The organism is Aeromonas sp. SER (assembly GCF_038739615.1).
Lineage (GTDB): Bacteria > Pseudomonadota > Gammaproteobacteria > Enterobacterales > Aeromonadaceae > Aeromonas > Aeromonas jandaei.
Genome location: NZ_JBCGFC010000004.1, coordinates 74,051 through 91,700 on the forward strand (window position 1 = coordinate 74,051; position 17,650 = coordinate 91,700).

Here is a 17,650-nt window from a genome sequence, read left to right on the forward strand (position 1 = left end):
ACATAGTGAGGCCAGAATGAACAGTAACATTGCACAACCAATCGTTTTCATAGATAACAAAATAAACGCTCTTAGTGCAAGGGTAGATGACAAAGAAATAAGCATAAATTTCGATGAAGATGGGTATCTAACAGGCGCGAGTATCTTTCATTACCGACGGGCAATAGTTCCGCCGTGTCACGATGAATACTTTGATGAGCCGAACTGCCCTGGCAATAAATGTCTTGATGATGTAGAGGACTTTGACGCCTGTACAACAACATGCCCATATCTTACAGAAGGTGAACAGCCAGCCGGATTCACAGCGATTATGGGGAATGGAGAGAGTTATAGTGAGCTAGCCTCTGAAATTAAAAGATGTTTATTGGACCACAATTTCAACAACGATCCGACTTCAGAATCTACGATAGCATTTATATCTCGCGACTGGATTGTAGATGATGAACTCATTAAAGGCACTCCTCTCCCCTAAATTGAGTGCAAATATTAACTTGATTTCACAACGAATCGTAACCAAGAGCGATCAATTATGTCCACAATAGCTGATGTAAGACTGGACCTACCTGCTGTATTTCAAGCTTTTACATTCATAGGGTGTGGCAGCCGCCCCACCCAAAACTGCAAGCAGATCACGGTTGCCCCTGAAGAAATCGCTCCATTCATTGACGCACTCAAATCTGTAGACAGACTGGACCTCATAGAGGAGACATTGCAAGACCTAGCAATGAGAGCTGATGGCACTCTACTCAAAAGCGCCTCCCCCTCTCTGACAGACTTCGCAAAAGTCGTCAAACAGCTTTCAGCGACGCCCAGAACTCTTCTCCAGGCATTAGAACTGTGGGAGAGCACTGATTGCAGCGAAGTGATGATTGATTTCATCGACCTTAATCAGCCCTCCTCTCTTAAAAAATCCAAAGCGTACTGAAAGGGAGATAATGAGGATGGACGCACGAAAATGGCCTCTTGAAAAAAAACAATGTTTACCCAAAGACGTCTCCACAGCAGTTTTGGAGAGCTTGAGCTCAGATCATGACGAATTAGTGCGTGGTGGCGTTGCTAGGCACAAAGCATGCCCCATTGAACAACTGATAGCGCTGTCTCAGGACCTAAGTGCATGGGTGCGTTCTCAGGCCGCATCGAACAGTTCTCTGCCAGCCGCACAGCTACTTTCACTGTCAAATGATACCGATGAACACGTCCGTTCGGCCATTGCTAAAAATCCAAAATGTTCATCTGAACTACTCCGCTCGTTAGCAATGGAAAACTCGTTAAAGGCAGCAGTAGTTCAAAATCCCAATTGTCCAATCGATGTACTTCAGGCTTTGGCTCAAGACCCGGCAGAACATATTCGCCGGTTAATAGCTGGCCACCCCTCGACGCCAGCAGACATAATGAAAATACTTAGTGGCGATCAGGCCGATAGTGTACGCCTATCAGTTGCAGCCAATAATGCATGCCCTCAGGAGTGTCTAGCAACGTTCACAAGCGACCCTAGTGATATTGTTAGAGCTCGTGCTGCTAGCCACTTTCGGTCCACTCCTGAAATCCTCGTATTGCTGGCCAAGGATGACTGTTCAACAGTCAGAACATCCGTTTGCCGAAATCGGGCAACCCCAACAAGTACCCTTTCTATTCTCGCTTCTGATAAATCTGCAGATGTCCGGTTTGAAATCGCAAGGCTACCAAATATTACTTCTGAAATTATTGAGTCTCTTGCCACGGATGAGATCCTCAAGATCAGGCAAGAGATATCTACACATCAGGAATGCACACCAACTGCCTTGGCCGCGTTATCCAAAGATGCCGCGTTACCCATACGTAGAACAGTGTGCTTGCACAAAAAAACACCCCTCAAAACCTTAGTTGTTATGGCATGTTGCGATCGAGCTGAAGAACTCCGCACTACTGCAAGGCTCTTCATCAATAGCAAAGGACCGGAGGACTGGCTTAATGAAGTCCGTAATGGCTTATCACTCACAATGCCAACAGGTAAAAATAGAGGACGGCAAACGCTGGGGGATGCATTACTCGCAAAGGATTTGATCTCGGTCTATCAAAGCATCCAGGCTGCAGAGCTCACCCATCGGATCTGCAGCTCCAACATATTGGAAGATGTAGTAGTACCACCAGCACCGCAATCAAGCAGTGCCAAGCTTCGGAAGCTGTAAACAACCGGCAACCCCCTCAAAATAATAGGTTTCTCTATGATGGTAAAAAAACTGATCTTACTGATGATTGGAGGCAAGCGAAAACGCACCAAGTTGATCGCTGAAGCCTTTGACCATGTGTTGATGGAAGCGTTACCCGAAAAGCAGGCTGCTGACTGGGAACCTTCAGTGCTTCACGCGCAACTAGCTGTAAAGCTCAGTACGATGAATTGCGGACCGACGGCAAGAAACGCAGAAGCATACCTTAAGGCTCATGGCATGAAAGGTATCGAATTTCATTCCCTGGGAGGGCACTTTGTCCTGCTTGATACCTTCACTGGGCTACTACATGACATGGAGACCTATGCCGGTTGCAAGAGGAAAGAGGAACTTCCAATCTGGAATCGCGAACTAGCAATGCAGAAGGCTGCAAATAACCACCAACGAGACCAAATTCAGCTTAATTTCGCTTATCAATGGCTAACCCAACATCGACTCAATCGTACCAAGAGTCCCAACCAGCGGATGACTAGACCGCGAGCCGAATAATGTGATCCTGACTCGACCACCATGTCGAGGTTCAGGAATTATCCAAGAAGTTGGCATTGGCAATGAGAAATGGAGGTTTAAAATATGTTTTTTGAAAAAGAAGGTGATCAGTTTGTCGCTAAGCAAACGGATCGGGTTTTACTTGCTACCGCCCAAAGCACCTCAACTCCAATCGAAACACTTGAGGCCCTTTCAAAGCATGAGGATTCTATGTTGCGCCACGGCGTAGCATCTAACCCGAAGTGCCCACCAAAGCTGCTCGAAACACTGGTGACGGACCCCTTAGAGCTTGTACGATCAGCCGTTGCATCTAACCCCGCATGCCCCCCAAACCTCCAGCAGTTACTAGCCCATGATGAACATTGGTATGTCCGAACAGCCCTAGCTTCGAACGTAAACCTACAAGAAGATCTGTTCAATACGCTATCTCAAGATGATGAAGAGGATGTTCTCTGCAACATCGCCTCTCACCATCAGTGCCCTGAAAAAGATTTATACGTGCTTGCTGATGACCTCGCACCAGTGAGGGCCTGCGTTGCCAGCAACAAAACATGTCCTGCAGAATTACTGAAAACCCTATTAGCAGATGAAAGTGATGAAGTCAGAATCGCAGTCGCGGAAAACATCAATTGCCCTGGAGAGTTGTTGGGCCACTTAGCTACCGATGATGAGGAGTACATTAGGGCAGAGGTTGCTAAAAACCAAAATACTCTTCCTCATCATCTCCTGCTTCTCGCGATGGACCCTGTTAAGCATGTCCAGAATGCCGCAATCGTCTCATTGCAATCAAAGCCGACTGACTACTGGCAACTCGCGGTAACTTCCGGGCTGTCACTTGACACCACACTGATCAACCCAATTAGTCAAAGGTCTCAAACATGCGGGGACCTACTAATTTCATCCGATGTATCCAGTGGGTATCAGTCCATGCAGGCAGAGGAGTTGACTCTCGCAATCAATAAAGCAACCGAGACACCTTCACCAGCACAGAAGGCCAAAAGCACAACCACGATGAGAATGTAAGATGGTCCCAAATACGTCATGGCGTACCCTCGTGCATGTTACAGGTTACCCGCCATGATCCCGTGGTAGGATCGCAGCAACGCTTGCCGAAGAACTGATTACAGATTGACCATAAAGATCCCATAGGGAACTGACCATGCTAAGCCCGAAGCAACAAATCAGAAAACAGCAAATTTTAATGGCCAGCGACATTAATACGGATGCAGAAGACCTCTATAGCTTGTCTCAAGTTGATCATGAGGACGTACAGGTTGCAGTCGCAAAAAACGCCAGCACCACCCCAGATGTGCTGATGGCGCTGAATAAAGCTGCCTATAGCACAACTGTTCTCGAAGCTATCGCGCTGCATCCCCATTGCCCAACACAATTATTTGAAGTTCTTTCACGCAACCAGCATATTCGGGTGCGCAAGGCTGTTGGCACTGCAAGGAAATGCCCGGAATCTATTCTTCATTTCCTAGCTCATGACGAAGACATCCAAGTAATCTCTGCTATCGCGAAAAACCCCAGCGCAACACCTGCCACTCTTTCAATATTGGCTGCGAACAAAAGCTCGTCGTTGAGATCATCGGTTGGTGCCAATATCTCTTGTCCTATTGAGTTACAAAAAAAACTGGCTAATGACGATGAATGGTGGGTACGCCATGGGGTGGCAGCTAATCAATCTTGCCCCCCAGATTTGTTATCGCAACTAGCTAATGACAGCATGGGGACCGTGCGTTATAGCTGTGCAGGGAACCCTGCTTGCCCCACTCACATCCTTGTAAGGTTCTATGCTGAGCCTGATAAGTCCATTAGATTGGCTGTAGCAAATAACGCCAGCACACCGGTCGGGCTTGTGATCGCACTTGCATCCAATGATGTGAGTGAAGAGGTGAGGAAAAGAGCGGTAGAAATAATTACCACAAAGACTGCCGATGACTGGGTCCAGGCCATCAATAATGGACTCACTTTATCGCAAGCTTGCGAGGGGTCACCAGGACTAACTTTAGGAGATGCATTACTTTCAGCAGGCCTTACCGACATCTTCCAATCAATCCAATCAACTGAATTGGCATTTCGGATTGAAGGATACTCGGACAAGGCAAATGCATCGCTCCCTGGTCCCTCAAATGCTGCTAATAAATTGTGGATGTAAAAGGTATCTCAGATGTCTCTCACTAACGAACAACGAGCAATCGACCCGCATAGCACTCATCAGTTACTAGAAGCCCTTGCACGGGGTCCTGATTATGATGTCCGCTCTATAATCGCGAGTCGTCTCGATTGCCCATTACATGTCTTAGAGCTCTTAGCACAAGATAAAGTGAACAAGGTCGCAGTCGCAGTTGGCAACAATCAAAACTGCCCTCCCCATATACTACGCATGCTGTCATTGCGGCCTGAATGGGAAGTACACCGGGCGGTGGTCATTAATGAACGAGCGCCCTCTGATGTAGTGGCCAAATTTTCAACAAATGAGGATGATGAATTGCGCAGCTTAGCTGCTAGCCATGCCGCTTGCCCTACTGACCACCTAGCCATCCTAGCGAAAGACGAAGATGACAGTGTGCGCACCTCTGTAGCGGCCAACCAAGCATGCCCTCCCCCCCTACTATGCAGACTGTCTACTGATGATATTTGGGAGGTTAGACGCGGCGCAGCTCAGAACCCAAACTGCCCACCAGAACTGCTCGTTTCACTTACTGCAGATAAAAGTGTGTGGGTCTTGTCTGCTGCGTTGAAGAATAAAAATTGCCCACTACATATACAGCACCAGCACGTCAATGATGTACGCCCCGATATCCGGGATCACCTATCCCAAAATCCAAATTGCCCACCTCCACTACTACGTATTCTGTCAGTGGATACACACAATCAAATTCGGGCGAATGTCGCAAAACACATGAACACCCCAGTGGAGGTGCTTTCAGAGCTCATGGCAGACCCACAACACATTGTTAGACAGTCCTTATGCCACAACCCCAACCTGCCACAGGGGTTAATCATGGAGCTCGCAGAGGCCGATGAATGGAGCATCCGTAAAGAGGCCGTCCAGAACGTATCTGCTCCAGTTGAAATGCTCATTATGCGAATACTGCTTGATGAAAGCCCGTGGGTTAGAGATGCCGCTCGAGAATCATTAGCGGCAAGGACAAGTAACGACTGGCAAATAGCAGTGGCTGGTGGGCTGTCTTTATGCCAACCCATAAAGACCAAATCCGGGGCACCTCAGGCTTGTCTTGGAGATGGACTGCTTGCCATTGGGCTAAACCAAGTTTATCAGGCCATACAAGGGGCAGAATTGGACCTTCGGCTGAGATCTTTATCCAGTAAACAACCGAGTACAGCACAGAGCGTCAATCCCACTTCTTCCAGACGCCACTTTTGAGTATGTGAAATGGAAAATAAACAAGGGTGCGACATTAAGGATCCAGAATGAGCATTGACACGCTAAATGATGATGAAAAAGAACGATTGGCGAGTGATGACTACACTACTTGTGAGCAGCTGATAGCTTTGAGCTTCGATGTCAATCCTGATGTGAGACGCCTTACCGCAATACATAAAGATATACCTACCGATGTATTATGGCGACTTGCCAATGATCCAAATGAGGACGTAAGGGCCGCTGTTGCCTCCAATTCCAGAACACCTCCAGCCTGCTTAGACGATCTATCAAATAATCATTCAAAGTATGTCAGAGCCATGGTCGCTAATAATGAAAAATGCCCCATTGATATCTTGTTGTCACTCAGTGAGGATCAAAACCCAGGGGTCAGAGACATGGCCGTTCAGCATGAAAACCTTCCATTTCTCCGTCTTATTGAAATAGCATTGCATGATCCAATTCCACAAGTTCGAATTTCAGCTCAAGCATGTGCAAATGACAGTGGCGTCACTGATGAATCAATCAGAAATGCTATATCCACGGGCCTATCTTTATCAGCCAGAGTCGGCAATGGGCATCAGGGGGAGGTATTGGGGAATAGATTGCTTAGTGAAGGAATGCTTGCCCTATACCAAAGGATTCAGTCTCTCGAGCTTCAAGCTAAATTACCGCACCCAACCCAGCATTTATCAACGACAAAGCGATTCCGAATGTAATCCTGCGGGGTAGAAAGTACCGTTCTTCTGTCAAACAAATGCCGCCACTGGCGGCATAAATGAAGGAGGTCACTATTTATCTTTAGGTTGCTTAGATTTTAGCCATTCGATGTTACGTTGATTGTGTAATGTTAAACCGAACCTCTCTCTATCCTTCTTGGCTTGGTGCATAGAATTCAGCATGCTGAGAGGGGATAAAACCACCGCAAGCGGCAACATGAGCAACATAAACCAGTTGCGGATGTCATACCATTCATTAAACACATCACGAAACACACGCCAGATATGCAACCATAAACAAGTCCCATACTCACGCCACCAGAACCAGGTATCAAGCTGATTGAACTGAACAGCAGTTACCTGCTTAAACCACACCGACATTATTCATACCCTCCACTAAAAGAGGGGCAATATTAGGTGCGGATTCGGCTTCAAACACAGCTTCAGCCCACTGGCCACAATATAACTTGGCCTCCTTCATCTCCGGAATTTTCGCCAAAAAATCGAGCTCTGGTTCAGGGTAGACGGTGACAGATCCATCACCATTACAAATACGCCTCCCTGGCGAATGAGCATCAGCAACGATGCGACTGTATGCCCACTTATGTTGATCAGGTGCCGCCCGCAATGCTGCCACATAATACCAAGTTGAACGTCGATGATTTATGACTTCATACCACCACGCCAAAAACCACATTGCATTTGCATTACCCTCTCGCGCCCATGCAGCATAACGCTCGACAAGAACCTCGTAATCGACTGAGTAGCGATCCGCTCGCAACAACAGGCTTGCCAGAGGTGCATCCCCACGTTCACCAGTCTCCCAGTCCATAACCCATAGCGTTCGGCCCTCCTCGGCAAAATTACCCGCAACCACGGCAGTTTTGCCTTCACAAGACCATAACTCGCCTACGCGCGGATAGAATTGGCTATCCAGCACGGCAACAGCGCATTGGTTTTCACTCATCGTGTACTGCCTCAATTGAGAGTAACACCCAGAGTATTCAAATATGTCCTTGCCGCTCCCATCCCCCCCATCCCTTCATTTGGAATGAAAAAGTATGGTGTGCCCGGCACTTTCACATATTTGGTTACAACTTGGGTGAACTTTTCTGTTTCCACACAATTTGGCACTTTCTTCCAATCAAATTTTTCAGCAAAACCCTTGATTTCATTATCTATAGCAGTCAATGGATCCTTAGAGCAAAATGCTCTCTGGAACATATCATTAGCACCTGATTTTATTGGCATGTTAACGAGCTTCACATCGATCCCCGCATTTTGAAGTGCGGGGATTTGATTGTAAAACTTTAGGCAGTAAGGGCATTTCGCATCAAATAAAACAACCAACGCACCTTTTTTTGCCACCTTGGCTTGATAGTGAATGCCGTATGGGGAAAGAACTTCAACAACAGTAGCAACCGTCTCCAAGGTCTCTTTATCAGCAGTCGATGTTTTGCTTTCAGATATCGCTGGAACAGGCACTTTATCGGAATTTGAAACTGGACTGAATGCCACTGCAGGCTGAGTATTTTCACTCAACGGTTTTGACGCAAGGATTAGCTCCTTGGGAATAACAGATTCATCAACGACTGCTGCAGGACGCGACTTATTATCACTTGAAGCAGTTTCGGTTGTGATGGATAGATTTCCCCCAACATTGTTTTTGCTCTCGATGCCAAGCATGCTCATGCCTTTTTCCATCGGCACCATCCATTTGAGTGGGATGATAAACCGACCACTGGAATCGACACCAAAGCTCTTGTTATCAATAGTTACCGCATACAAACCGGTGTTCTCCAGTTGCTTTACCGTAATTTTTGCTGAGGCAGGGATGGCAAATCGAGCCAGCAGTTCGTTTTTAATTGCTGTAGCTCCGTCAACCGGGAATCCAGCAGACTCCTGGCTAGAAAGAATGGGTGCCTTCTCTTTTCCCCGCTCAACTTGATCAGAAAGGCTCCCTCCAGTTGCAAACGCATTGGCGGCTAACGTTAAGGCCACTCCAAAAGATGTAGCAAAGGCCATCATCGACCACATCCCAATCGGAGTTAACAACCTCGATTGCAGATATTGCAATTTACCATGTCGTCTAAGGGCTTTTGTCAGCGCATCCTCGATGTCAACTCCTCCGCCGGTCCGCCTGACCAAATCTGCAATAGGTTGTATAATCGTTGTCTTGATTGGCTTTCCAGCCAGCGCGCGGTTATCTTTTTGCATAGTTAATCTTCGACAATGGTTTGTAGGGTGCATAAAAACAATATACCTACAACCGCAAGCGTTTTCAATTAAATGTCACAAAACAACCTCACGACAATAGTTGCCAATTGCCAATCGTGCAATTACAATCCATCCAATACCACTTGGAATTGCATCAATGAACATCTATAGGTCGCGCAACGAATTGTCTTTCAAAGCTTGCTTAACTGCAAACTACACGCCAGTGCAGGCGACCATAATAGCCAATAGAATTGACAATCCATTAATTGCCAAAGAAATGGCCTCAAATGATTTGTCGGCAATCGAGCCGTACTCACAGCTCTTAAATGCAACATATGCAGGTGAAGTGATCGCGGAAGCAGTCAGATCCCGCAAACGCATAGGGTTGCTAACAGACTATGACGTAGATGGGATTACCTCAAACGCAATGATGCAGCACGCCTTATGTGACATGATGCATTATCCTCCAGACCTCTTATACATCCTTGTTGGCCATCGCATCCACGATTCCTATGGCATCAGTGATAGCTTGGCGGGGAAAATTCTTGCAATCCCTCAGCCCGAGAGACCGGAGTTAATTATCACAGCGGACTGTGGTTCATCTGACGAAGAACGGATCCAATTGCTGGCTAAGCATGGGATTTCGGTCATTGTGACTGATCATCATGCCATACCAAAATCAGGAGTCCCTTGCTCCGCACTAACTGTAGTAAATCCTTGGCAAAAAGGTTGCCAATATCAGGATAAGTCTATTGCTGGAGTAGCAACGGCCTGGTTGGTTATGTGGGCAGCATATGATTATTCATATAAGAAAAAATGGACCGACCTTCATAACCCAACATCATTATGGGATTTCGTGGCACTTGGCACTGTGGCAGACTGCGTATCCATTGCAAGCCAAACAAATCGACTATTTGTCAGACATGGGTTGAAAATGATTAACTCAGGCATCAGGCCATGCTGGCATGCAGTCCAATTGGCCCAGCAAGATAAACAAACCTCTATTGATGAGGGGACCCTCGGATTTCAAATCGGACCTCGTATCAATGCATGTAGCAGAATGAATAGTCCATACCTCGGTATTGATTTTTTGATGGCGTGTAATATTGAAGAAGCAGAGTTCTATTACGCACAACTGACCAAAGCCAATGAAGATCGTAAAGAAAAAGAATCCGAAATGACCCTAGTTTGCAAAAAACTTATTTCGGACTGCATGGTACAAGATCCTGACTGCGTATCTATTGTCGCATATGACCCAAGTTTCCACCCTGGAGTACAAGGCATTGTTGCAAGCCGTATCGTTGAACAAACAGGGAAGCCTTCATTTGTGTTTTCACCATCACGGGATGGCCTACTATCAGCCAGCGGTCGCACCGTAGCCCGCATCAATCTCCGAGATGCTCTCCAATACATAGATGATCGAGACCCCTCCATTTTTAACCGTTATGGTGGGCACAAAGCTTCATGCGGCGCACACATCTATGCGTCCAAACTGGGAGAGTTTAAGCAATTATTTGATTCCGCCGTCAGGCACCAGCTAGGTAATGACAAGCTCGAGCAAACAGTCATTAGCGACGGTGATATAACACAACTCGGGCCAATATCTTTAAGCAGCTATTACGAGATCTCTCAACTGAGCCCTTTTGGTCGTGAATTTGAAAGCCCTATATTCACATCTCGCTTCAAAATCATACAATCCGTCCCGGTTGGTAAAACAAAAAAGAACCATCTCAAACTGATTATCCAAGATAAGCATGGCATTCAATACGCTGGAATTTGGTTCTCAGCTCTATCTACTGAGGATGATGTAATTCCTGTAGTTCAGGATCGTACATATATCATGAATTATGAGCTATCAGAAAATAGGTTCAATAATTCAAGCAGCTTACAATTAATAATTAAAAGCGTGGGTGAGTAATATCACGATAAAAAAGCAACGCGCATGCTAACTCGCGTTGCCCTACTGAATATCAACCATTAAGAAAGAGTCATAGGGTTCAATGGCTCAGCCTTCACCTTGAAATGTTTCATGACTACCCGTTCAAACCACGTATGAAAATCGCCCTCAGAAAATATCGTGCTCACTCTAGTGCTTAGCAATTCCATCACCGACTGAGGTGTCAACTGTGCCCCCCTTAACATCAGCGAAGTCTCCTGCTCCAAAGAGTTCTTCCAATCATCCCATAGGATCATCGAGCTGCCGAACGACAACTGCAGTTTTACACGACAACGACCATATATGTCATTGACATACATTCGCTTAGTAAACTCATCAAACCTTACTTCCCAACACTGTTTCTCATTCGAAATGGTAGATCTGCCAAATCTCAGTGCCGGGGTCGGTTTCGACTCCCACTGAATAAAACCGTCAAGTCTCTCCACGTCCCCAATTGAACCGTAACTAAAATTTACGATGATCGGCCTGCTTGAAATAACTGCTGCAGCCAATCTATGGTTACCGTCCTGAGGATAGATAGCCACAGGTTGATTCACTTGAGTTTGGGGGTGCAGACATGCGCAACAATGAAACTGTTCATGACCATGAAGAACAAACCAGGCGACACGACGAGCATGATCTTCGAATGAACAGGCCGAATTATCTAGACTGCCATCGTCTAGATCATCCGTGAATCGACCTGGAGCTATCGTATCCCGCGACTCAAGCATTCGTAGCACCAAACGCTCAAAGCCAGCTGCAGTCCCTTTTGTCCATGGATACAACTCGAAGGCACTGAATTGACGCAGCGAGGTGGCGTCCATTAACGCCACCCCATCTTCAAAGATAGAGATTTTCGCCATCTAGCGTCCCCGACTCTTGTTAGTTTGCATCCAAGTTAGTCTGCCGTAGCCGGTCCAGGTGCGGGTTCCGCCGCGCCACCACTTTTACCTTTACCTGACTTTTTCTCGGCCTCTTTGCGGGCTTGCTCAGCATACCGCTCTTGCGCACTCTCTTCTGTAACAACAGAACCCAGTGCCTTAATAAGATCAGGCAGGAACATCTTCATCATACCTGTAAAAATGACATAGTTTGCAGCCGACATCAGAAGCGCCTTACTTGGCCCACGTGGATCAGCCTCAGCTCCAGTCTTATTAGATGTGCTACCCAGGTCTGACTCTTGCTCTTTAGTGTCAACATCAAATTTGATAGCGCTAATTTGAAGTTTATCGTTAATCCGAAAAGCTATTTTCTCCTCCCACAGAAGCGGCAACATCACCGCCTTTTTCTCTTGATCTTGAAGGACATTTTTTACTGCTTCAGACCTGAGAGATTCATGTTTGAACTTGGCTTGGGGACAAAAACCAGTACGGCTGCGAAAACAGCTCTCATTCGATTCATCAAATGACATGGTCATGGGGAGCCGGTCGTACTGGATCCATTCAGTCATCAAATTCGAGACTTGACGTTCATCTGCAGACAAAAAGCTCACAGATGCTGATGGTGCCGCCACCCCAAACATATCGAGCACTTTCTTCACAACCTTCTCATTTGTTGAGCCTACGAGCATAAGGTTGGCTTTTGTATCGATCCAGACCAAGGTCCGAGAGCTCACAGGGAATGCGGACTTTGCAGCCTCTGTGTTAACACGGTCTTTGACAGCAGATTTTGCCTCCTTTGTGATTTCCAGACCTTTCTCCTTCATGGCCGCCAGCTCGCGCTTTTCAGCGGCCTTTAAATAACTTGAAGGGCAAGATTTTTTCTCACTTTGGAGACAAATCAACAAACAACCATCTTGGTAATGCACTAGCTCATCGGCTTCTTCATGCAAAGCTGGGGCCCAGCCATAAACTGGTCCTAGTTGAGTTGCCAAACAAGGACTAAACTCTGCCTTACTTAACGCAATGGCCAATTTGTCGTGTGGCGGAACATTACTCACTCGGCAAAGTGTGAACGTGGATATAAGCGCACTTTTCATCCCCATCTCATTTACTCCTTACTTATCTGATTGGTTTGTGATAACCCTCTTTACAAGCGCAAGCCTTTTCTTGGGGTCACCATAGCGGCATTTGTCATCGTGGAGTCGTGTTGAGCGTCAATCTCGCACGCAACTCGCCGCTCAAGCTCACCAGACATAATACATTGATATATGTTTATATGGGTACTTAAAAGTATATCGCCGAGTGTAAAAAAACTGACACCAGGGCATTGAACATCAGTAAGGACGTCTAAATTATTGACCTTTGCTAAAATTCCAGGCGTAACAGTTACTAGAGTTGTATTTGCAATCATGCCAACTTTAGCTGCCAACTGAATGTGTTCAACATACCAATCCACCACTCCAGCATCACTAAGCTTGCTTAACCCGGTCAGGAAGGCATCACCAAAGGTAGATGAATGAGCTTTACCGACATGATCATTGAAGTGCCTTACAGCCCAATTGATATTTCCATTGAGTAGATTTACGCCAGATAGGCAAAATGAGTGTGGAAACCTAAATGAATCTTCTGCATTACCCAATGAGGAAATACGAGGCTCCTCATTCCGATGCAGTGTCACAAGCAATTCGCTAAGGGGAGTGTTGTCGCGCAACAGGGGTTCAGGAGCTAGCTGAAGTAGCTCATAGATGGTTTGTAATGGATCATTATGAATCAGCAGCTCATCTCTACGTGATTGATAACACAAGTCATTTGTTGACCAATTTTCTTCAATCATGTACTTCTCAAGCAAGCCAATCACCTCGCCCTGTCTTGCTGCAATATTTTTGCGGACAGCAGAATTGCTTGCCAATGAGATCGCAATACTTTCAACTACGCTTTCTTGAGGATGGACTATGCCGCTATCTCGATATCCAAGATGCTCAACTGTCTCGGTATTTGTAAGATCAAGCCGCCCCCCCCTTAACTTACGCAATACAGGCAATAGCTCTTTCTGGATTTTATGACTATGGTGGACATAGTCATCATCCGCTATCTGATTGTGTATTGGCAGATGTAAATCTTGAAGGGATAGTGAGAGCATTCTAGAAGGAGTAACTCCCTCAGGTATAGAATCAAGACTCTTATTGTTCTCAATGTGTTCAATTATACTTTTGCGCAATGCGTCATCACTGACATTGAAGCGTGGAACATCGGCATCAGCTATCGCTCGCTTTTGGTACAAGGTCTCTCACCTCATCAACAGTGTTTTCGCATAGTTAGCGACACTGGATGGTAATCGCTGCTCTTCAACAACTTCATCTATGGCATGCATTAAATCAACCTGGGGCTTCTGCTCATCACCGAACTGACTCTTAAGTCTGTTGATAAATTCCGAGTTCATCCCATTTGGCTGCACCTCAACCAATGGTACTACATCTACACGAAGCATATCCTCATGATCGTAACTTGCCGAGACAGGAGAGAAATCTCCACTATCAAGGTCGAGCAAACCGAATGCTGGCGAATTTTCTTGCCCAGGCAACCAACGCATCGAATATGGGAGAGCGATAGATCTTTGGATGTCGTCTCTTAGGGGGACATAGGACGCCCCCCCCCAACAGAGGTGGATATTACACGGTGCGCTTCCGACTCCTACCACAATTGGGTCTAACAGACCAAGCTGTGAAATATTGGCATCATCAGATGTAAACACTAGGTCATCATTATAAACCATAGCCTTTTCACCTAGCATCTTGATGGCTGCAAAGTCTGACAAGGTATCGAGGACCCTGTTCGATTTTTCCGCGCAAACAACAACTGGCAGACTCTGTCTCGCCAGCAATATCGCCACCTGAATGGCATCATTAACTTTCAATTTTTCAAAAGCCCGGCCAACCATTACTGGTATCGCACCTAACCGTTTGGCGGCATCTAAAAAATCAGTTAGAGACTGAATTGATGATGAGAAATAATCATGATCCATACGATGAGGAGGAGTCTCACTACTAACCAACAAATTGGCTGCAACCAAAATCTTGCTCATTAAAATACTCTCCCTAATGCCATAGTTTGACAAACCGGGCAGACACCATCATTCTCATCAAGCAAAGCAGCTTTATGCTCAGATAAATGCTCCAGCTCATGATGATCTTGAACAAGACCTGTCCTGTACTCCTCAATTTCGGCAGTTAACGCTACAAGGTTGGTGGCAACTGCCAATGGATCATTTTGATACATCGCTCCCGAAGAATTACTAAGCTCTTTTATTTGAGTATGAAGTTTTTTGTAGATCTCACCATCTTCAAGCAGATTCGCCATCATCAAAACATCACGAACCTCTTTTTCAATCGAACCGAGACCACAAATCTGACTGGCCAGCACGGCTGCCTTGTCCACCAATAGATGTAGTACATCTTCTTGAGCGAAATCTGGCTCCAGCGCAGCGGCATAACGCCGCAACTCTCCAATTTGAGTTGCTGATTTTAACAACTCCGCACTCGAGCCTTCAGGTTGTCTCATTTTATGCAAACAGATTGCATTCAGTAGCTCATCTTCTAAGTCAGCATCAATTAACTCAGACAATTCATGAAGTGTTAATATTGAATCTGAGTCGCGATGACGATCGCTCAATAACCTATCAATTGCTTCAATTTCATCAATTAGGTCTACACCTATTTCAATCTCCTCGACAAATGCATTTATCGAGGCAACGTCCTGTTGCGCCTTCAACTTCCCCTGTGCAATAGCTGAAAGCTTTTCAGCAAGATTTTTAGCCATATCAATTGGCCGATACAATTCCAGTTTGTCATTCAACTTATCTAGCTCTTTAGCAATTTGGCCCCGACGTTGTTTGCAATCACGCTGATCTCGAGCAAATTGCTCAGACAACAATGAGAATTGATAGTAACTCTCACCCAAATCTATCAACTCAGCTCTCTTCTGCGGACTGTATGCTGGGTTAAGTATGAAAAGCGGATCCTTCTGGCTTCCGACATGGAGATTCAACCCTCCAGTCAGTGGCATAGCCAAGATTGATTGAACCCAATCAGGTGCGCTATCCGTTCGCTTGATTTCTTCAGTTTTAACCACATTGGAATCTATATCAGAAAGCGTATAGAGCGGCTTACCCCCCTTGCGAGCTGTTAGCGCAAACGATAATTGATGCCCGCCTTCTAGGCCGACACTAACATGACCAATACTTTCTCCGTGAGTTATAAGATGACTGCTATTATTCCCGGTAATTAGTGCTTCAATCGCTTGAACAATTGTGGACTTACCAAGATCATTTTCACCTGCAAGGACGGTAAGCCCTGGACCAATTGGCAAATGAAAATTTTTGAAGTTTGCAATGTTGTCAAGAGAGATTGATGCTATGTGCGAGTCAATAAGATCGCCATTGAGACGATGATGAACGACTTCAGGTTCATTTTTATTATGTGATGGTAATAACCTATATGATATAGAACCACCATTTTTAAACAAATCGACTACATCGCCGTGAGCTCTAAAAATATCAGGATCATGATGCGAAATGTAAATACACTGAATCCCCATTTCCGTTGAAAGGCGACCAAGAACTTCTGAAAATTTCGGAACTAAGTCCCCCCGCAACCAACAATCAGCTTCATCGAGTATGACAAATCTCCGATTGCCTGATAACGCCAATGCAATGATTCTTAAGCCTGCGCTAACCAGATTATTTATTGAGCCGCCACGATCTCTGACAATGTCTTCTTTAACTCCCTTTTTAATAGAGCTGATCACCACTTCTGGGCGGCTTTTGGCTGACATAGTGGCGTCTAATTCAATTTGCTGATCTTTGTCATCCATAACATCCAGCACTATCGCAGTTAGCAGCTCAGAGTAAATCCCCTTGGACTGCGACACAACTTTGTCAGAAAGATGTTCCATCAGAACCGTCATAGGCTCATGCATCGCCTGCCTTTCCTTGAGTTCCTCATCCTCAATCAGCAGTTGCGATTTCATGTCCACCAGCGCACTGACATAACCTTCTACCTGAGGGATCCGGGCATCTTCAATCATATTTTCATCTTCCGACGATTTACGGCCTGACCCTGACCGGATTCGTTTGAATTGGTGACCGAAGGACGATCGTCAATGCCAGAAACATTGTTTGTATGAATCAATCGTTGTGGCCGCTGTTGGCGTAAGGTGCTTGGAGCCATAGAAGTTGGAGCCGCATCAACAATTAGAGGTGTAGCAGCCGATTCTGTTTCATTATTTACCGTAGCAGAAACGGATTGAGCCACTTCTAATGCTTCGTCATCCGAACGACTTGATTTCTTACTGTCTGATTCTCCCTGAAGCGCCTGTGGCTCTGCTGACATGCTTTCAGCCATAACTTCACGTTCCCCTGCGCCGTTATGAACACTCTCCGTGTGTAGACTTTGCAGCGCCTCCAAAACACCTTGTGGAATTTTTTTCCCTGCAGATAACGACGCAAGTACGCTATCAAGAACTGTGATGCTCTTATCGTACATTGTGATCATCGAGTGAAGGTCTTGCTCTCGTTGTTTAGCGATAGCTCGCAGCTCATCAGGGTCCTTAGTGCCAAAAAGCTCCATGGCTTTATTCGATGCCTCTTCGTGCTGCTTCCTGCGATCTTGGAGCAATGCCTCACTGCGACTAACGCGATCACGCCAAGCAGCCTCCTTTCTTGTTAAATCCAAAAGGCTCTCAGATATGTCTTGATGATCGGCCATGACCGTTTCCTTCAGTATTGGTTTCGCGTATATTGCAAATATAGTAGT

18 protein-coding genes are annotated in these 17,650 nt (G+C 46.0%); 9 read left to right on the forward strand and 9 right to left on the reverse strand.

The features are described from left to right. Positions 1–16: 16 nt before the first annotated feature. The 8 genes from AAHA41_RS07625 to AAHA41_RS07660 all read left to right on the forward strand — a co-directional run bounded on the left by AAHA41_RS07625 (position 17) and on the right by AAHA41_RS07660 (position 6,806). Positions 17–472 carry a hypothetical protein gene (locus AAHA41_RS07625; protein WP_136502047.1) on the forward strand — a complete coding sequence of 152 codons (456 nt, stop codon included), beginning with the start codon at positions 17–19 and terminating at the stop codon, positions 470–472. A gap of 57 nt (positions 473–529) precedes the next feature. Beyond that, positions 530–925 carry a hypothetical protein gene (locus AAHA41_RS07630; RefSeq protein WP_323069343.1) on the forward strand — a complete coding sequence of 132 codons (396 nt, stop codon included), beginning with the start codon at positions 530–532 and terminating at the stop codon, positions 923–925. Between the two features lie 16 nt (positions 926–941). Further along, a complete protein-coding gene (locus AAHA41_RS07635; protein WP_323069339.1) occupies positions 942–2,168 on the forward strand; it encodes a hypothetical protein in 1,227 nt (408 codons plus the stop codon). Between the two features lie 36 nt (positions 2,169–2,204). Continuing rightward, positions 2,205–2,696: a hypothetical protein gene (locus tag AAHA41_RS07640; protein ID WP_136502050.1), complete on the forward strand. Its 492-nt coding sequence runs from the start codon at positions 2,205–2,207 to the stop codon at positions 2,694–2,696. 84 nt (positions 2,697–2,780) lie between these two features. Then, positions 2,781–3,719, forward strand: a complete 939-nt coding sequence (locus AAHA41_RS07645) for a HEAT repeat domain-containing protein (RefSeq protein WP_136502051.1) — start codon at positions 2,781–2,783, stop codon at positions 3,717–3,719. A gap of 136 nt (positions 3,720–3,855) precedes the next feature. After that, entirely contained in the window at positions 3,856–4,857 is a 1,002-nt protein-coding gene (locus tag AAHA41_RS07650) for a hypothetical protein (RefSeq protein ID WP_136502052.1), read from the forward strand. 12 nt (positions 4,858–4,869) lie between these two features. Next, positions 4,870–6,090 (forward strand): hypothetical protein, encoded by a 1,221-nt coding sequence (locus tag AAHA41_RS07655; protein WP_136502053.1) that lies wholly within the window; start codon positions 4,870–4,872, stop codon positions 6,088–6,090. Positions 6,091–6,137: 47 nt separating this feature from the next. After that, positions 6,138–6,806, forward strand: coding sequence for a HEAT repeat domain-containing protein (locus AAHA41_RS07660; protein ID WP_136502054.1), 669 nt, complete (start codon positions 6,138–6,140; stop codon positions 6,804–6,806). A gap of 72 nt (positions 6,807–6,878) precedes the next feature. Here the strand turns inward: AAHA41_RS07660 and AAHA41_RS07665 are convergent, their stop codons facing one another. From AAHA41_RS07665 to AAHA41_RS07675, 3 genes are read right to left on the reverse strand one after another with little or no spacing between them, the layout of a single operon-like run. Further along, complete coding sequence (locus tag AAHA41_RS07665; RefSeq protein WP_136502055.1) at positions 6,879–7,187, reverse strand: hypothetical protein; 309 nt, start codon at positions 7,185–7,187, stop codon at positions 6,879–6,881. Further along, on the reverse strand, positions 7,171–7,773 hold the full coding sequence (locus tag AAHA41_RS07670) for a hypothetical protein (protein ID WP_136502056.1): 603 nt from the start codon (positions 7,771–7,773) through the stop codon (positions 7,171–7,173). Before AAHA41_RS07670 ends, AAHA41_RS07665 begins: the two co-directional genes overlap by 17 nt. A gap of 11 nt (positions 7,774–7,784) precedes the next feature. Continuing rightward, positions 7,785–9,023 carry a thioredoxin fold domain-containing protein gene (locus AAHA41_RS07675; RefSeq protein WP_168797159.1) on the reverse strand — a complete coding sequence of 413 codons (1,239 nt, stop codon included), beginning with the start codon at positions 9,021–9,023 and terminating at the stop codon, positions 7,785–7,787. A gap of 157 nt (positions 9,024–9,180) precedes the next feature. Between AAHA41_RS07675 and AAHA41_RS07680 the strand changes: the two genes are divergently transcribed. Then, positions 9,181–10,941, forward strand: coding sequence for a DHH family phosphoesterase (locus AAHA41_RS07680; RefSeq protein ID WP_323069336.1), 1,761 nt, complete (start codon positions 9,181–9,183; stop codon positions 10,939–10,941). 59 nt (positions 10,942–11,000) lie between these two features. On the opposite strand, the gene AAHA41_RS07685 is transcribed toward AAHA41_RS07680, so the two are convergent. From AAHA41_RS07685 to AAHA41_RS07710, 6 genes are read right to left on the reverse strand one after another with little or no spacing between them, the layout of a single operon-like run. After that, entirely contained in the window at positions 11,001–11,822 is an 822-nt protein-coding gene (locus AAHA41_RS07685) for a hypothetical protein (protein ID WP_136502059.1), read from the reverse strand. Between the two features lie 35 nt (positions 11,823–11,857). After that, positions 11,858–12,937: a recombination-associated protein RdgC gene (rdgC, locus tag AAHA41_RS07690; RefSeq protein ID WP_168797160.1), complete on the reverse strand. Its 1,080-nt coding sequence runs from the start codon at positions 12,935–12,937 to the stop codon at positions 11,858–11,860. Positions 12,938–12,987: 50 nt separating this feature from the next. Next, a complete protein-coding gene (locus AAHA41_RS07695; RefSeq protein ID WP_136502061.1) occupies positions 12,988–14,121 on the reverse strand; it encodes a hypothetical protein in 1,134 nt (377 codons plus the stop codon). Between the two features lie 6 nt (positions 14,122–14,127). Then, positions 14,128–14,922, reverse strand: a complete 795-nt coding sequence (locus tag AAHA41_RS07700) for a hypothetical protein (protein ID WP_323069330.1) — start codon at positions 14,920–14,922, stop codon at positions 14,128–14,130. Next, the gene (locus AAHA41_RS07705; RefSeq protein ID WP_323069327.1) at positions 14,922–16,922 is read right to left on the reverse strand and encodes an AAA family ATPase; all 2,001 of its coding nucleotides are present in this window, start codon (positions 16,920–16,922) and stop codon (positions 14,922–14,924) included. Before AAHA41_RS07705 ends, AAHA41_RS07700 begins: the two co-directional genes overlap by 1 nt. Next, positions 16,919–17,602, reverse strand: coding sequence for a hypothetical protein (locus tag AAHA41_RS07710; RefSeq protein WP_136502064.1), 684 nt, complete (start codon positions 17,600–17,602; stop codon positions 16,919–16,921). Before AAHA41_RS07710 ends, AAHA41_RS07705 begins: the two co-directional genes overlap by 4 nt. Between the last annotated feature and the right edge of the window lie 48 nt (positions 17,603–17,650).

Coding starts and splice junctions, on each gene's coding strand:
- AAHA41_RS07660 (WP_136502054.1), top strand. CDS start 6,138: ATGAGCATTGACACGCTAAATGATGATGAAAAAGAACGATTGGCGAGT.
- AAHA41_RS07680 (WP_323069336.1), top strand. CDS start 9,181: ATGAACATCTATAGGTCGCGCAACGAATTGTCTTTCAAAGCTTGCTTA.
- AAHA41_RS07665 (WP_136502055.1), bottom strand. CDS start 7,187: ATGTCGGTGTGGTTTAAGCAGGTAACTGCTGTTCAGTTCAATCAGCTT.
- AAHA41_RS07710 (WP_136502064.1), bottom strand. CDS start 17,602: ATGGCCGATCATCAAGACATATCTGAGAGCCTTTTGGATTTAACAAGA.
- AAHA41_RS07685 (WP_136502059.1), bottom strand. CDS start 11,822: ATGGCGAAAATCTCTATCTTTGAAGATGGGGTGGCGTTAATGGACGCC.
- AAHA41_RS07700 (WP_323069330.1), bottom strand. CDS start 14,922: ATGAGCAAGATTTTGGTTGCAGCCAATTTGTTGGTTAGTAGTGAGACT.
- AAHA41_RS07640 (WP_136502050.1), top strand. CDS start 2,205: ATGATGGTAAAAAAACTGATCTTACTGATGATTGGAGGCAAGCGAAAA.
- AAHA41_RS07645 (WP_136502051.1), top strand. CDS start 2,781: ATGTTTTTTGAAAAAGAAGGTGATCAGTTTGTCGCTAAGCAAACGGAT.
- AAHA41_RS07630 (WP_323069343.1), top strand. CDS start 530: ATGTCCACAATAGCTGATGTAAGACTGGACCTACCTGCTGTATTTCAA.
- AAHA41_RS07625 (WP_136502047.1), top strand. CDS start 17: ATGAACAGTAACATTGCACAACCAATCGTTTTCATAGATAACAAAATA.
- AAHA41_RS07675 (WP_168797159.1), bottom strand. CDS start 9,023: ATGCAAAAAGATAACCGCGCGCTGGCTGGAAAGCCAATCAAGACAACG.
- AAHA41_RS07655 (WP_136502053.1), top strand. CDS start 4,870: ATGTCTCTCACTAACGAACAACGAGCAATCGACCCGCATAGCACTCAT.
- AAHA41_RS07670 (WP_136502056.1), bottom strand. CDS start 7,773: ATGAGTGAAAACCAATGCGCTGTTGCCGTGCTGGATAGCCAATTCTAT.
- AAHA41_RS07705 (WP_323069327.1), bottom strand. CDS start 16,922: ATGATTGAAGATGCCCGGATCCCTCAGGTAGAAGGTTATGTCAGTGCG.
- rdgC (WP_168797160.1), bottom strand. CDS start 12,937: ATGAAAAGTGCGCTTATATCCACGTTCACACTTTGCCGAGTGAGTAAT.
- AAHA41_RS07650 (WP_136502052.1), top strand. CDS start 3,856: ATGCTAAGCCCGAAGCAACAAATCAGAAAACAGCAAATTTTAATGGCC.
- AAHA41_RS07635 (WP_323069339.1), top strand. CDS start 942: ATGGACGCACGAAAATGGCCTCTTGAAAAAAAACAATGTTTACCCAAA.